The following is a 15646-nucleotide window of genomic DNA, read 5'->3' on the forward strand; positions in this document are numbered from 1 at the left end:
CCGCAAAGAACGCTATCCCGATAGCTATCGGGAACGTAAAGTTCGCAAAGTTTTTACACAAAGCTTTGCGAACTTTGCGTTTATACTAAATACAGCTTATAAAAAAACTTGCGTGCTTTGCGTTTAAAATATACACAAACCACTTCAACTTGAAACTTGAAACTTGAAACAAAACTACTCCTTCTCTATTCTTTCAAAAAGAAACTCTGGATTTTTATAGTCAATTGGAACTTCGGGAACATAACATGGAAGATTAAAATAAGTTCCAATTACTCCTTTTCCCAAATAAAGTTTATTGTCTTTCTTTAAAAGTGCTAAAGGGACTCTTTTCCATGCTCCGCCAAAAGAAATATAGTGATAATCTCCGCGAAGCGTATCGCCTCTTAAATCTCCTCTTACATCCCCAGAATCTTTTCCAGTTCCATAATGCGAAATTTCATAGCGTCCGTAAAAGCGTTTGTTATTTATATGAATATCTAAAACAGCTGTATCTTTATTATTTACAGCACGATATAAAGCACGGTTATATTTTTCTTTGTCTTCTTTAGAATTACAAGAAGCGAATAATAAACAGAGAAACAGAAATAATCGCATAATTTATTTTTTATAAAAACAAAAATAGGTTTTTACTGTTGGAATATTTAGTTAACTTTAAAGAAAACTAAAAACAAAACCCCATGGAAGATAGAGACACTTTTTTAAAAGAATTCAGAGGCGAAACTTTAGGAACTGTAAGTGCTCAATCTTCACCAGATGAGTTATTTCAAAACCAAACAATCAGGCCGATTTTTAAACTCCAAAACGATTTGTTTGTTGCAGTTTTTATTAATTACATCAATAAGAACAAGCGTGATTTTTATTCTTATTCGGTTGAGAAGAAACTACAAACTATTGAAAATTCAATTCAGAAAGATATTAAGTTCCGAAATTCTCTAAAAGGAATCGTAATGGGACTTTTTACGCTTGACGAATATGATACTTATATTCAAAATTCATCTAATTTAAATAAACGAATGATGAATTTATTAATTGAAAGATTGAAAAGTCAAGTGCAACTTTTTGAAGTGGAATCTGATTCTAAATAACAATAATGACTAAAGCATACCATTATCTGTACTTTCGTACTTATGAAATTATTTCGAAAACAAATAAGACTTCGGCAGAATCTTCAACCGCTAGATTTTTATCTATTCTTTTTTTAATAAATATATTGACTTTATATTCTTTATTTTTTAAGTCATTTAATGATATTGCTTTTTACAGTTTTAGCGCTCTTGGTATGATTGTATCAATTCTAAATCTAAGATATTTTGACAATGCTAAGAATAAATTTATCCTATATGAATTTAAAGATTTAAAAATAAATAGGATATATAAAATACTTGTTGATAGCTATCCTTATCTATCTTTTATATTTTTATTTAGCTCACTTGATGTTGGATTTTATGCGATTTACTATTTTATTGGAATAGTAATTTTGATAAAAGCTGTAACCTATTTTTGGAACTTATAATTTGAAAACATGTTTGAGCAATTCCGAAACAAATTTCCTTTATCAGAAGAAAAATGGAACGAATATGTCGGTCATTTTAATCGAATTGAAGTTCCTGCTAAAACAACGCTTTTAGAAGAAGGTGAAATTTCAAAAAAGCTTTTTATAATTGAAAAAGGCTGTATAAGAGTTTGGTTTAATAATAACGGAAAAGATCTGACTTCACAGTTCTTTTTTGAAAATCAAAGCGTGGCTTCGATCGAAAGTTTTATGAAGAAATTTCCAAGTCCAGCTGTAGTTGAAACAATTGAACCTTCTGTTTTATGGTGGATTCACAAAGAAAATCTTGATATTATAATTGAAGAAATCAAAGAAATTCCGGAGTTGAGAGATCGTTTGATTGATATGCTTTTTCAAAGAACTTTTGATTATATGAAACACTTTTTTTCTTTCATAAAAGATTCTCCTGCTCAGCGTTATCTTAGTTTAATTCAAGAAAAACCTCAAATTGTTCAAAGAGTTCCACAGCATTATATTGCGTCTTATTTAGGTATTAGTACGGTGCATTTAAGTCGAATTAAAAGTAAATTGCTTCAGAATAAATAGCCTTTTTCATTTGATAACAAATGTTATCGTTTGTCCATAAACGGCTTTCTAATTTTGCTTCATAAAATTTAATAATTATGAAAGCAGCAGTAGTTTGCAAAAAAGGCGAATCGCCAAAATATACAGAATTTCCAGAACCAATTGTATCCAATGAAAACGGAGTTTTAGTTTCGGTAAAAGCCGTAGCTATTACAAATTTGGATAAAGGAATTGCAAGTGGAAAACATTATTCTTCAGAAAAAGAAAATCAAAACGGTTTTGTAGTAGGAAGCGACGGAATTGGCGTTTTAGAAAACGGAACAAGAGTTTACGCCCGCGGAATCTCAGGAACAATCGCTGATAAAGCTTTAGTAGAGAAAAGCCGAATGGTAGTTTTGCCTGACGGAATTGATGATGCAACAGCCGCAGCGATGCCAAATGCAATTGCAGGCTCTGTAATGGCACTTCGTTTTAGGGCTGGAATAAAACCAGGCGAAACGGTTTTGATAAACGGAGCAACTGGTTTTACAGGCCAATTGGCAGTTCAAATCGCTAAGTATTATGGAGCTAAGAAAATAATCGTTACCGGAAGAAATGAAAAAACTCTTGAAAACCTTGTAGAATTGGGTGCTGACGAAATTATTTCTCTAAAGCAAAGTGATGAAGTGATTTTTTCTCAATTAAAAGAAAGTCATCAAAATACTCCAATTGATATTGTAATTGATTATTTATGGGGTTCTTCTGCAGAACTTATTCTTTCTGTATTAAAAGGAAATGGAAATTTCACTCCTAAAACTCGTTTTGTAAATATCGGTTCCATGTCTGGAGATACTATTCAGTTATCTGCACAGATTTTGCGAAGCGTTGATCTTCAGTTGTCTGGTTCAGGATTAGGAAGCTGGACAAAAGATGAAGTCAAATTATTATTTTCTGAAATACTTCCTGAAATGTTTCTTTTGGCTTCTAAAAATATATTAAAAATAAATATTGAAACAGTGAAAATTTCAGATATTGAAAAAATGTGGAACGCAGAAGTTCCAGATGGAAAGCGATTAGTGGTTGTTATTTAAAGCTTCTAAGGTTCTAAGTTGCTAAGATTCTAAGATTCTAAGTTTTTTCTTAGCATCCTAGCAACTCAGCATCTCAGAAACTTAGTATCTTAGCAACTCTAATAAGGTTTCCTCAAATCGATCTCTAGGCAAAAACTGATCTTCAAGTGCTTTTGTAAACGGAATTGGAGAATCTAGACTTGCTACACGTTTTACTGGAGCGTCAAGATATTCGAAACAATTTTCCATAATTAAAGCCGAAATATCACTTGCAATTCCACCAAACATTGTGTCTTCCTGATAGATTATAGCTTTTCCTGTTTTCTTAACTGAAGCGAAGATTGTTTCAGTATCTAAAGGTTGCAACGATCTTAAATCAATTAAATCAGCATCGATTTCTGGGTGTTTTGCTAAAGTATCTAAAGCCCAGTGAACTGGTGCGCCAAAAGCAACAATTGTGACTTTAGAGCCTTCTTTTAGTAAAGCCGCTTTTCCAAACGGAATGGTATAGTAATCAGTTGGAACATCTTGATAAATACTTCTGTATAATAATTTATGCTCGAAAAATAAAACCGGATTTGGATCATTTACAGCTGTATTCAATAATCCTTTTGCGTCATAAGGAAATGCTGGATAAACTACTTTTAAACCAGGTGTTTTAGTAAACCAAGCTTCATTTGTCTGAGAATGAAATGGACCAGCTTGAGTTCCTCCGCCACAAGGCATACGAACAACAACATCGGCATTTTCGCCCCAGCGGTAATGAGATTTAGCCAATAAATTTACAATTGGATTAAAACCTGTTGAAACGAAATCAGCAAATTGCATTTCCACAATTGCTTTATAGCCATTGATTGATAATCCCATTCCAGTCGAAATAACAGCACTTTCACAAATTGGCGTATTTCGTATTCTGTCTTTTCCAAAAGCATCAACAAAACCATCAGTAATTTTAAAGGCTCCGCCATATTCAGCGATATCTTGCCCCATAATTACTAAATTTCTATGACGCCACATAGATTGCTCTAAACCATTGCGGATGGCATCTATAAATCGAATATTTTTTGTATCAGAATTATGTGTATATTCTTCATATTGAAATGGTTTGTAAACATCATCTAATTCTCCACTGTAAGTTGGTTCGATTTCAGGCTCTGCATTTGCCATTGCCCAATTTTCATCAATTTCTTTTTTTATTTCAGCGTGAAATTGCTCGTCTTGTTCAGTAGTTAGAATTCCGTTTTCAACCAAATATTTTCTATAATTTGTAACAGGATCTCTCAATTCCCATTGATCCATTAAATCCTGAGGAACATATTTTGTACCACTTGCTTCCTCGTGCCCGCGCATTCTGAAAGTTTTAAACTCTAACAAAACAGGACGCGGATTCTCTTGCATTTCTTTCTTTAGCTGAGATAATTTGTTATAAACTTCAACAATGTTATTTCCATCAATAATCCAACTTTCAATTCCGTAACCAATTCCTTTATCTGCAAGGTTTTCGCAAGCATATTGTTCGTTTGTTGGTGTTGAAAGTCCGTAACCATTATTTTCAATCACAAACATTACTGGCAGTTTCCAAACCGCTGCAATATTCAAAGCTTCGTGAAAATCTCCTTCACTTGTTGCGCCTTCTCCAGTAAAAACAGCTGTGATTTTTTTATTGTCTTGAAGTTTATTCGCAAGAGCAATTCCGTCAGCAATTCCTAATTGCGGACCCAAATGCGAAATCATTCCTATAATATTGTATTCTTGTGTTCCAAAGTGAAAACTTCTATCACGGCCTTTTGTAAAACCATTTGCTTTTCCTTGCCATTGCGAGAATAAACGATGAAGAGGAATTTCTCTTGTCGTAAAAACACCAAGATTTCGGTGCATTGGAAGTATATATTCTGATTGATCTAAAACGGCTGTAACTCCAACAGCGATTGCTTCTTGGCCAATTCCAGAAAACCATTTAGAAACTTTTCCTTGTCGAATCAAGATCAGCATCTTTTCTTCGATCAATCTAGGTTTTAATATTTTTTTATATAAATCTAATAATTCAGTATTGGTAAGGTTTTGTCGGTAAAAAATCATGTATTTTTTTCTTTTTTTGGTGTTTCAAATATAACAATTTACGGCAATTTTATTGGATTCTGAATTAAAATTTTAATCAGAAATTTGCTTTTAAGGGCTAGGCTTAAGATTATTTTCTAAAATATTATCTACCTTTGTTAGCGAAAGGTGCTTATGACACCTTTCTTCTTTAAATAAAAAATGTAAAGTATGCAAAACATTCCTAGTGTAGACTTACGTGATTTCCTTTCGGACGACCCGAAACGTAAACAAAAATTTGTAAATGAAATCGGCAGTGCATTTGAAAACATTGGCTTCGTAGCCTTAAAAGGTCATTTTCTTGATGATCAATTGGTAGACGAACTTTATGGAGAAATTAGAAAATTCTTCTCCTTGCCAATAGAAACTAAGCATAAATATGAAATTCCTGGAATCGGTGGACAAAGAGGTTATGTTTCTTTTGGAAAAGAACATGCTAAAGGACGCAAAGAAGGAGATTTAAAAGAATTTTGGCATTTTGGTCAATACGTTGACAAAGATTCAAGATGGGCTTCAGAATACCCAGACAATGTTGAAGTTACCGAATTACCACGTTTTAATGCAGTTGGTAAAGATGCGTATCAAAAACTAGAAAAAACTGGAGTTTATGTTTTAAGAGCTTTAGCTTTACATTTAGGTTTAGATGAGTTTTATTTTGACAATTATGCAAAAGAAGGAAACTCAATTTTAAGACCAATCCACTACCCTCCGATTACTTCTGAACCAGAAAACGCAATTCGTGCAGCAGCTCACGGTGATATCAATTTGATCACTTTATTAATGGGAGCTCAAGGTAAAGGATTGCAAGTTCAGAATCATAATGGCGATTGGATTGATGCGATTGCTGAAGATGATGAATTAGTAATTAATGTTGGTGATATGTTGTCTAGACACACTAACAATAAATTAAAATCTACGATTCATCAAGTGGTAAATCCACCAAGAGAATTATGGGGAACTTCTCGTTATTCAATTCCTTTTTTCATGCATCCAGTAAGCGATATGCGTTTGGATTGTTTAGAAAATTGTATTGACGAAGAAAATCCGAAAAAATACGAAGATATTTCTGCTGGCGAGTTTTTATATGAGCGTTTGGTAGAGTTAGGTTTAATCAAAAAATAACCTTTTCAATCTTCAATAATTTAAAATTCCAAATTCCAAAACTATTTTTTTGGGATTTGGAATTTAATTTTTAAAAACTCACTATATTTAGAATTTAAAATAGTTTTATGGACTTAAAAGATCAATTAAAGAATTTATTTCCAGAGCATGTTGAATCAAATGAGCCAGAACAAGTTGAAGAACAAGAACATGTTCTTTACGTTCAGAAAGAGCCAATGATCTGTAAATTTGAAAAACGAAAAGGAAAAGCAACCACAATTATTGAAGGTTATGAAGGTTCTGACGAAGATTTTAAAATCTTAGCCAAAGAAATCAAAACCAAATTAAGTGTTGGCGGAACTTTTAAAGATGATTCAATTATAATTCAAGGCGATTATCGAGATAAAATTATGGCAATCTTAAAAGAAAAAGGATTTAAAACCAAAAGAGTTGGAGGCTAGAAAAGTTTCACGTTTAAAGTTTCAAGTTTTCCAAATAACATGAAACATGAAACATGAAACATGAAACTTGAAACTTTAAACAAAAAAACTTAGAACCTTAGCATCTCAGAACCTTAGAAACTTAAAAAAAAAAATGATTCAATCATCAGAATTAATACTAAACCCAGACGGAAGTGTTTACCACTTAAACCTTCGTCCTGAACATATAGCACACGACATTATTTTTGTTGGTGACCAAAACAGAGTAGAAAAAATAACTCAGTTTTTCGATTCTATCGAATATTCAACTCAAAAAAGAGAATTTAAAACCCAAACTGGTATTTATAAAGGCAAAAGAATTTCTGTCGTTTCTACAGGAATTGGACCGGATAATATTGATATTGTTCTTAATGAATTAGATGCTTTAGTAAATATCGATTTAAAAACGCGTCAGCCAAAAGAAGAATTAACTTCTTTGAATATTATCAGAATTGGAACTTCGGGTTCTTTACAAGCAGATATTCCAGTTGATAGTTTTGTAATGTCAAAATTTGGTTTAGGATTAGATAATATGCTTCGCTCCTATTTAATTGATGATGTTTCTATCACAGAAATTGAAGATGCGTTTGTAAAACATACCAATTGGGATTCAAAAAAGGGTAAGCCTTATGTAACGCAATGTTCTGAGAAATTAGAAAAACTAATTGAATCAGATCAAATTTTCAAAGGAATCACAGCAACTGCTGGCGGATTCTATGGCCCACAAGGAAGAGTTTTGCGATTGAATATTCAAGATGAAGAATTGAATAATAAAATGGATAATTTTAGCTTTAATGAAACTAAAATTACTAATTTAGAAATGGAAACAGCAGCGATTTACGGACTATCAGCTCTTTTAGGCCATAATGCTTTATCATTAAATGCTATTATTGCCAATCGTGCAAGTGGAACTTTTAGTGAAGATCCGTATAAAGCTGTAGATGAATTAATTGCTTACACATTAAATAAATTGGCTTTTAGCAAATAGTTTTAAAACAAAAAGATATGTTTTTACGAGTTGCACGACATACTAACGACTTAGAAAGGATCGAAAATTTTTATGTTGAGATACTAGGTTTTGAACGATTAGGTGGATTCGAGCATCATAATAATTACGATGGAGTTTTTATTGGAAAACCAGGTTTAGACTGGCATTTTGAATTTACCCAATCTCAAGTTTCGGCAAAACATACTTTTGATGAAGACGACGTTATGGTCTTATATCCTAAAACTATTGCAGATTACGATAAATTAGTAAACAAATTGAAACAGCAGAATATTTCAATTATACCTTCTTTGAATCCTTTTTGGAATGAAAACGGAAAAATGATTCAGGATCCTGATGGTTATAGAATTGTTATATCGCCATTAAAAGCTGTTATAAGTGAAATTGAATAATGGAACAAGAAACGCATAAAAAAATATTATTTAAATACTATAGTGATTATTTAGACGAAGTAGTATCTGAAACCATGTGGGCAGAAATTATTGATCTAGAAAAAGGTCTTTTTAAATTGGATAATATTCCATTTTTTGGCCCTTTAATTGCAACAGACGACATTTTTTACGCAGAATATGATGAAACAGAAGAACGTTTCATGCATAGAAAAACGATTCAGAATTCTGGAAATTCGATTGTTCAAATTGCTATTCTGGAAAAAGGTTTTGATAAAGAAATTATCCGAGAAAAATTAAAGGCAATAAATTGTTTGTCGGAAGGTTTAAACGAAACTTTTTTTGCTGCAGAAATAGCAAAAGATGTAGATTATTCTTTAGTAAGAAGTCTTTTAAACGAATATGAAAGTCAAGATATCATTGAATTTGCTGAGCCTTGCCTTTCAGAAAAACACAGAGCAGATTTATTAAAAAACTAAAACTAAAATTTTATTTAAACACATAGAAACATAGATTTTTATAGAATCTGTAAAGATTATAGAAAAAGCAAGCTTTAACACATAGTCCCGAAGCTTCGGGATGAACTGAAATTAGTGAAACGCCTTTTTTAGAATTTGCAAAAGCTATGTTTCTATGTGTTAAATAATTTTGAGTAACAAATAAAGCTAACCATATTAAATCATAAGATTACGCATACGCATACCAAGCAAGCAACTTAACTTAAACTTAAAATAAATGAAAACTGTCAAAATTGCGGGTGTTCCGGAACACTTCAATTTGCCATGGCATCTCTGTATTGAGAACGGCGAATTTGAAGAAGAGAACATCGACTTACAATGGACTAATGTTCCAGAAGGAACAGGGAAAATGTGTCAAATGCTTCGCGACGGAGAAACAGATTTAGCTGTTATTTTGACCGAAGGAATTCTGAAAGATATTTCAGCTGGAAATCCGAGCAAAATTGTTCAGATTTATGTGCAATCTCCTTTAATTTGGGGAATTCACGTTGACGCAAAATCTGATTTTCAAACTTTGAAAGATCTAAAAAACAAAAAAGCAGCTATTTCAAGACTTGGCTCTGGATCGCAATTAATGGCTTATGTGAATGCAAATGAGCAAGGCTGGGAAATGGACGATCTTCAGTTTGAAATAGTAAATACAATTGACGGTGCTGTCGATGCTTTAACAAACAAAAAAGCCGATTACTTTATGTGGGAACGTTTTATGACAAAACCTCTTGTAGATAAAGGTATTTTTAGACGTATCGACGACTGCCCTACTCCTTGGCCTTCATTTATTATTGTAGGACGCGACGAGTTCTTGAAAAAGAATGCCAAAGTGGTAGAAACCATTCTTAAAATCATCAACAAAACAACTGTTGATTTTAAAGAAATTCCAGAGATTGACAAGAAATTGTCTAAACTATTCAATCAAAAAGCTGAGGATATTAAAGAATGGCTGAAATTGACACAATGGTCACAGAAAAACCTAACCGAAAAGTCTTTTAATAAAATTCAAAATCAATTATTTGATCTGGGAATTATTGATAAAAAAAGTATTTTTGTAGAAACCGTAAAAGCACTGTAATACTGCTTTTTTGATTCGTATGATGAAATTCCCTAAAATTGACTTTCCGCAGTTAAAATCTAAACTACAGGTGAAATCACCGTGGGACAGGATTATTATTTCGCTGTTGAGTCTTTTGATTACTATTCCGATTTTCATCATACTGCATCAAAATTTGATCGATTTAGAATGGGCTTTCAATCTAGATCGTGTATTCATCTTTATATTTGTCTTTACAGCAATATTTTTTCTTCTGATGTATCTCAGAACAATAATTATTTTATGCGTTGCAGTTTATTTGTTAATCCTGTTTTACGGATCTGTAATTGGAAATTATGGTTTTAGTGAAATCTCAGAAGATTATAATTCGATGATTTACACCATGTCTGACAATCCATATCCGCAAGATATAATTGTAGCAAAACTACTTCCGTTTCCTAATAAAACAAAGATTATCAATGCGATAGAATATCAAAACCCTAAAGTGCGAAATTTTGCTATTATGGCAACAACGAAACATTTTAAAGGCATTAGAGGATATTCAGATTATCGCACTATAATTCAGTGTTTTGCTGTTTTTAAAGAAATCAACAGCAGATGGAATTATGTAAACGATCCAAAAGAAGGTGATTACATCGCAACTGCCAGTGAATCTTTAGATTATTTCTCAGGCGATTGCGATGATCACTCTATTTTGATGGCTGCAGCTGTTCGTTCTATTGGCGGAACTCCACGCCTTATTCATACTAAAGGGCATATTTATCCTGAAATTTTAATTGGTTCAATGATTGATCTTGAAAAAGTCAATTATCTGATTAAAAACGTATTATTCGTAAAAGAGAGTTATGGTAAAAAACTTCATTACCATATAGATGAACGTGGGCAAGTTTGGATGAATCTGGATTACACAGCAACTTACCCTGGAGGGCCGTTTATGTATGAGGAAATTTTAGGAGCTTTAACCCTTAATTAAGATACCTCTAAAAGTTCAAAAATCTCATTCAGTTACCTTTTTAACTATAATTGTAATCTACTGAATATCAGTTTAACTCCCGAAAACAAAGGTTTTTCAGATTAAAGGCAGTTTGAAATTAGAAGTAAAAAAAATCTTTATAAATATTTGATTACGAATATTTTAATGTCATTTTTTTTTGTAACTTTTTCCTGTTTAACTTTTAATCACAAAATCATGAAAAACTTTAAATTATTTACCCTCGTAATTGCAATTGCTGTCGTAATAGTTTCATGCCATCTTAAAAGAGACAAGCTTGTGAATTCATGGAAAGTTACTGCAGTAGAACCCAAAGAAACTGTTTCTGATTCTACAAAAAACGCGATTTTAGCCAACGGAACGCTTACTTTTACTGAAGATGGTCACGTTACCGGATATTTGCTTCGTGAAATCACGGACGGAACTTACGCGTTAACACAAAAAGGTAAAAAACTCGTTATAAAAGATGAAGTTGGTACACCTTATGTTTGTGAAAGTACTATCACAGACGATCAATTAATTCTAGATACCAAAGAAGCCAAACTGACATTTAGTAAAATTTAAATATTAGGATTACAACGTAATTCAATGCTAAAAAACCATTCTTTTCTATCGTTAAGAATGGTTTTTTGATTTTTAGAACTAAAATAAATATCTTTGCTCCTCTTAAAATAAGTATTACGGTATGTGAAAAATAATTTCTTTCAGAAAATTTAGCAAGTAACCACAGTTTTGTGGCTGCTTAATTATTTATCTATAAAAGAAAGGAATTATGCTTATTCTTCAAAATATCTCATATCAGCATGAGAATAAAGACATGCTGTTTCAAAACATTAGTTTTAGCTTAAATAATCACGATAAAACCGCACTAATTGGAAATAATGGTGTGGGAAAATCTACATTATTAAAAATCATTTCTGGTGAATTACAACCATTTTCAGGACAAATAAATCAAAACTCAAAACCTTATTTTGTACCTCAATTATTCGGTCAATTTAATGATTTGACAATTGCCGAGGCTTTAAAAATAAAGGAAAAATTAACTTCACTTAAAGAAATACTTGAAGGCATTGTAACCGAAGAAAATTTGCAATTATTAAATGACGATTGGACAATAGAAGAACGTTGTAATGAAGCTTTGTCTTACTGGCAACTTAACGACTTAGATCTGAATCAGAAAATGGAAACTTTAAGCGGTGGACAGAAAACAAAAGTCTTTTTGGCTGGAATTATGATTCACGAACCTGATGTGGTTTTACTGGACGAACCAAGTAATCATTTGGATTTTGCAGGAAGAACGTTGCTTTATGATTTTATTAAATCGACTTCTAGTTCTTTACTTATTGTTAGTCACGACAGAACACTTCTGAATATTTTGGAAAAGACTTTTGAAATGTCCAGAAACGGAATTTCGGTCTACGGCGGAAATTATGGTTTTTATAGCGAACAAAAAAAGATCGAAAATAATGCTTTAGAACAAGATGTTCAGAGTAAAGAAAAGGCATTAAAAAAAGCCAAAGAAAAAGAAAGGGAAACTATTGAACGCCAAAACAAATTAGATTCGAAAGGTAAAAAGAAGCAGGAGAAATCTGGTGTTGCCAGAATTATGATGAATACGCTTCGAAATAAAGCCGAAAACAGCAGTTCGAAATTAAAAGATGTTCATGCGGAAAAAATCAGCGGTATTTCTGAAGATTTGCGCCAATTACGTTCTTCACTTCCTGCAATAGATCAGATGAAATTCGGATTTAATAATGCTTCTTTTCATAAAGGAAAAATCATTTTTAAAGCTTTAGAAATAAATTATAAATACAATGACCATTTCCTTTGGAAAGAAAATCTAAGTTTTGAAATTCTTTCGGGAGATCGCATAGCTATAAAAGGACAAAATGGATCAGGAAAAACGACTTTAATTAAAATTATACTTGGCAAATTAGCTGTAGAGCAAGGAAATGTTACTTCTTTAGCAAAAAAAACAATTTATATAGATCAGGATTATTCGTTGCTAAATCAAGACCTTAAGATTTATGAACAAGCCCAGGTTTTTAATGATTGTGGCTTGGAAGAACATGAAATCAAAATGAGATTGAATCGTTTTTTATTTTCTAGAAATGATTGGGACAAGCCTTGCAATTCCTTAAGCGGAGGCGAAAGAATGCGTTTAATGATCTGTTGCCTAACAATTAGCAATGAATTTCCTGAGGTCATAATTTTAGACGAACCTACAAATAATCTGGATATTCAAAATATCGAAATTTTGACAGCTGCAATCAATGAATACCAAGGAACTTTGCTTGTGATTTCGCACGATCAATTGTTTTTAGAACAAATTAATATCGAAAAAAGTATTTTGCTGTAAAATAAAAAATGTTAGCGCTGAGAATTATCTTGGCGTTTTCTTTTAGTATTAATTTGATATTCAAAAAATTAAAATTCCGTAAATTGCAGTAAAGACTGATAAAATTCAATCTGTTATAAAAATAAAGTTTTTTATAAATTCAAATTGCACGTTTAATTAAAATCTAAAATTTTATGAGACCAAAAAACAGAATTTTTTCCGCCCTGCTTGCTTTTACTTTATTAATAACTGAAACTGTTTTGCCTTGTACGAGAGTTGTTTACGAAGGTTTAAATGGAACAATCATTACGGCTCGTTCAATGGATTGGCGTGGAGAAATTCCTGCTAATTTGTGGATTTTTCCTCGTGGTATAGAACGATCTGGCGAAGTTGGAACTAGTTCTATCAAATGGAAATCGAAATATGGCAGTGTGATTACAAGTTCTTGGGATATAGCTTCTTCTGACGGAATGAATGAAAAAGGACTTGTTGGTAATCTTTTATGGCTTGTAGAATCGCAATATCCGGCATTTGAAAAAAACGGAAAAGTAAAAGGTTTGGCGGTTTCTTTATGGCTTCAATATGTTTTAGACAATTTTTCTTCGGTTGCGGAGACTGTTTCTGCTTTAGAAAAGAATGATTTTGTTATTGCTTCATCTCATATTCCTGGAACGAATATTTTTGCAACGGTACATTTATCTGTTTCTGATTCTAGCGGAGATAATGCTATTTTTGAATATATAAATGGCAAACTGGTAATTCATCACAATCGAAAATATGTTACAATGACAAATTCTCCAATTTTTGAAGAACAGTTGGCTATAAATACCTATTGGAAAAGCATTCCCGGAACTATTATGCTTCCTGGTACCAATAGAGCCGCAGATCGCTTTGTGCGAGCTTCTTATTATATAGATGCAATTCCGAAAACAGATGATACGAGACGAGCTCTGGCAAGTGTCTTTGGTGTTATTAGAAATTGCTCTGTTCCGCTGGGAATTGCTTCAGAAACCGAACCAAACATCTCCTCTACCCGCTGGCGAACAGTTGCAGATCAAAAAAATCTAGTTTATTATTTTGATAATGTTTTAAATCCGAATGTGATTTGGGTGGAATTCAATAAAATTGACTTTAGCGAAAAAGCAAAAGTTAAAAAATTAAGTTTGGCTAATAACGAAAATTATTCTGGAAATTCATTAAGTTATTTCAAGGAAACTAAGCCATTTCAATTCGCTGGATTAGATTAAAAGCAAATAAAATGAAATTATAAACCCTTCAAATAGAAATGTTTGAAGGGTTTATTTTAAAAATAAATTAAAAAAAATATTGCGCAGTCAAATGACTTCATTATATTTGCAGTCAAATAACTGCATAATGGAAATTAGAAGAGATGTTTTTCAAGCAATAGCTGATCCGACCCGAAGAGCTATTTTAAGTTTAGTTGCCATTCAGGCTATGACTCCTGGGGCAATTGCCGAGAATTTTAACTCGTCTAGACAGACGATTTCAAAGCATATTCAGATTTTGAATGAATGTGAACTATTACATCAGACACAAAACGGAAGAGAAATTTATTATCATTTAAATCCAGAAAAAATGAAAGAAATTGACAAATTCATCGAGCCTTTTAGAAAAATGTGGGATGATCGTTTTAATAAATTAGAATCAATTATGAAAAACTATAAAAAATAAACCATGGAAAAGAAAACAAAAATTCATGCGGAAGATGACAGGCTAGATCTTGTGATTACGAGAGAATTTGATTTGCCTGTAGAATTATTATTTAAGGCTCATACTGAATCTGAAATTGTTGCACAATGGATGGGAACAAAAGTCATAAAACTTGAAAGTAAAAAATACGGCGGATGGGAGTTTGAAACAAGCGATCCTAATGGAAATGTAGTTTTTAAAGCAAATGGGGTTTTTCATGATTTTGTTCCAAACCAAAAAATAGTACGAACTTTTGAAATGGATAACATCAATTTTGCGCCTCAGTTAGAATTCTTAGAGTTCGAAAAATTAACAGATGATACCAGTAAATTAACTATGCAAATTATTTACAAATCAATCGAGCATAGAACAACACAATTAAAACTGCCGTTTGCCCAAGGCTTAAATATGGCACATAATAGATTGGAAGAAATTGCAACTAAACTAAAATAACGTATTATGAGTAAAAGAAATAAAATTATCTATTGGATTGCTACGCTTTGGCTGGCTTTAGGAATGACTTCTACAGGAATTGTACAGCTTATACCATTAAAAGAAGAAGCAGAAATGATAAAACATTTAGGCTATCCGCTTTACTTTTTGACTCTTTTAGGAGTTTGGAAGCTTCTGGGAGTAATTGCAATTTTGATTCCGAAGTTTGGTTTGTTGAAAGAATGGGCTTATGCTGGTTTTTTCTTTGCAATGTCTGGAGCTGTAGTTTCTCATTTAGCTGTAAGAGATGAAGCTTCAGCGCTTTTTGGACCAATTTTATTAATTGTTTTAACTGTAATTTCTTGGTATTTCAGACCTGAAAATAGAAAGTGCAGTTCTAATTAAAAACAC

19 protein-coding genes are annotated in these 15646 nt (G+C 32.2%); 17 read left to right on the top strand and 2 right to left on the bottom strand.

Annotation, left to right across the window (positions count from 1 at the left end; all coding sequences use genetic code 11):
• Positions 1 to 174: 174 nt before the first annotated feature.
• A complete protein-coding gene (locus V6624_RS16420) occupies positions 175 to 594 on the bottom strand; it encodes a hypothetical protein (RefSeq protein WP_111291107.1) in 420 nt (139 codons plus the stop codon).
• An 83-nt stretch (positions 595 to 677) separates the two neighbouring features.
• Here V6624_RS16420 and V6624_RS16425 point away from each other — a divergent pair, with 83 nt between their 5' ends.
• From V6624_RS16425 to V6624_RS16440, 4 genes are all read left to right on the top strand, one after another.
• Entirely contained in the window at positions 678 to 1085 is a 408-nt protein-coding gene (locus V6624_RS16425; RefSeq protein ID WP_111291109.1) for a glyoxalase, read from the top strand.
• 5 nt (positions 1086 to 1090) lie between these two features.
• Positions 1091 to 1513: a hypothetical protein gene (locus tag V6624_RS16430; protein WP_338839373.1), complete on the top strand. Its 423-nt coding sequence runs from the start codon at positions 1091 to 1093 to the stop codon at positions 1511 to 1513.
• Positions 1514 to 1522: 9 nt separating this feature from the next.
• A complete protein-coding gene (locus V6624_RS16435; protein ID WP_111291113.1) occupies positions 1523 to 2098 on the top strand; it encodes a Crp/Fnr family transcriptional regulator in 576 nt (191 codons plus the stop codon).
• 77 nt (positions 2099 to 2175) lie between these two features.
• Positions 2176 to 3147 (top strand): zinc-binding alcohol dehydrogenase family protein, encoded by a 972-nt coding sequence (locus V6624_RS16440; protein ID WP_338839374.1) that lies wholly within the window; start codon positions 2176 to 2178, stop codon positions 3145 to 3147.
• 81 nt (positions 3148 to 3228) lie between these two features.
• Here the strand turns inward: V6624_RS16440 and V6624_RS16445 are convergent, their stop codons facing one another.
• Positions 3229 to 5205 (bottom strand): dehydrogenase E1 component subunit alpha/beta, encoded by a 1977-nt coding sequence (locus V6624_RS16445; protein ID WP_338839375.1) that lies wholly within the window; start codon positions 5203 to 5205, stop codon positions 3229 to 3231.
• A 189-nt stretch (positions 5206 to 5394) separates the two neighbouring features.
• Here V6624_RS16445 and V6624_RS16450 point away from each other — a divergent pair, with 189 nt between their 5' ends.
• The 13 genes from V6624_RS16450 (at position 5395) to V6624_RS16510 (ending at position 15640) form a co-directional block, all read left to right on the top strand.
• Complete coding sequence (locus V6624_RS16450) at positions 5395 to 6345, top strand: isopenicillin N synthase family dioxygenase (protein WP_338839376.1); 951 nt, start codon at positions 5395 to 5397, stop codon at positions 6343 to 6345.
• 107 nt (positions 6346 to 6452) lie between these two features.
• Positions 6453 to 6785 carry a translation initiation factor gene (locus V6624_RS16455; protein ID WP_263523113.1) on the top strand — a complete coding sequence of 111 codons (333 nt, stop codon included), beginning with the start codon at positions 6453 to 6455 and terminating at the stop codon, positions 6783 to 6785.
• Between the two features lie 133 nt (positions 6786 to 6918).
• Entirely contained in the window at positions 6919 to 7791 is an 873-nt protein-coding gene (locus V6624_RS16460; protein WP_338839377.1) for a nucleoside phosphorylase, read from the top strand.
• A gap of 17 nt (positions 7792 to 7808) precedes the next feature.
• The gene (locus V6624_RS16465) at positions 7809 to 8201 is read left to right on the top strand and encodes a VOC family protein (RefSeq protein ID WP_338839378.1); all 393 of its coding nucleotides are present in this window, start codon (positions 7809 to 7811) and stop codon (positions 8199 to 8201) included.
• Entirely contained in the window at positions 8201 to 8677 is a 477-nt protein-coding gene (locus V6624_RS16470; protein ID WP_338839379.1) for a DUF4265 domain-containing protein, read from the top strand. The genes V6624_RS16465 and V6624_RS16470 overlap by 1 nt, the downstream gene beginning before the upstream one ends.
• 256 nt (positions 8678 to 8933) lie before the next feature.
• Complete coding sequence (locus V6624_RS16475; RefSeq protein WP_111291129.1) at positions 8934 to 9785, top strand: substrate-binding domain-containing protein; 852 nt, start codon at positions 8934 to 8936, stop codon at positions 9783 to 9785.
• A gap of 19 nt (positions 9786 to 9804) precedes the next feature.
• Positions 9805 to 10737, top strand: coding sequence for a transglutaminase (locus V6624_RS16480; RefSeq protein ID WP_338839380.1), 933 nt, complete (start codon positions 9805 to 9807; stop codon positions 10735 to 10737).
• Between the two features lie 216 nt (positions 10738 to 10953).
• Positions 10954 to 11319 carry a hypothetical protein gene (locus V6624_RS16485; RefSeq protein WP_239455780.1) on the top strand — a complete coding sequence of 122 codons (366 nt, stop codon included), beginning with the start codon at positions 10954 to 10956 and terminating at the stop codon, positions 11317 to 11319.
• Positions 11320 to 11527: 208 nt separating this feature from the next.
• Positions 11528 to 13114, top strand: a complete 1587-nt coding sequence (gene abc-f / locus V6624_RS16490; protein ID WP_338839381.1) for a ribosomal protection-like ABC-F family protein — start codon at positions 11528 to 11530, stop codon at positions 13112 to 13114.
• A gap of 173 nt (positions 13115 to 13287) precedes the next feature.
• Positions 13288 to 14340: a linear amide C-N hydrolase gene (locus V6624_RS16495; RefSeq protein ID WP_338839382.1), complete on the top strand. Its 1053-nt coding sequence runs from the start codon at positions 13288 to 13290 to the stop codon at positions 14338 to 14340.
• A gap of 127 nt (positions 14341 to 14467) precedes the next feature.
• Positions 14468 to 14785, top strand: coding sequence for an ArsR/SmtB family transcription factor (locus tag V6624_RS16500; RefSeq protein WP_008464153.1), 318 nt, complete (start codon positions 14468 to 14470; stop codon positions 14783 to 14785).
• A 3-nt stretch (positions 14786 to 14788) separates the two neighbouring features.
• Positions 14789 to 15256 carry an SRPBCC domain-containing protein gene (locus V6624_RS16505; protein WP_338839383.1) on the top strand — a complete coding sequence of 156 codons (468 nt, stop codon included), beginning with the start codon at positions 14789 to 14791 and terminating at the stop codon, positions 15254 to 15256.
• A gap of 6 nt (positions 15257 to 15262) precedes the next feature.
• The gene (locus V6624_RS16510; RefSeq protein ID WP_338839384.1) at positions 15263 to 15640 is read left to right on the top strand and encodes a DoxX family protein; all 378 of its coding nucleotides are present in this window, start codon (positions 15263 to 15265) and stop codon (positions 15638 to 15640) included.
• The last annotated feature ends 6 nt before the right edge of the window (positions 15641 to 15646 follow it).

The sequence above is a fragment of the Flavobacterium ginsenosidimutans genome (genome assembly GCF_037478105.1).
In the GTDB taxonomy this organism is placed as follows: domain Bacteria; phylum Bacteroidota; class Bacteroidia; order Flavobacteriales; family Flavobacteriaceae; genus Flavobacterium; species Flavobacterium ginsenosidimutans.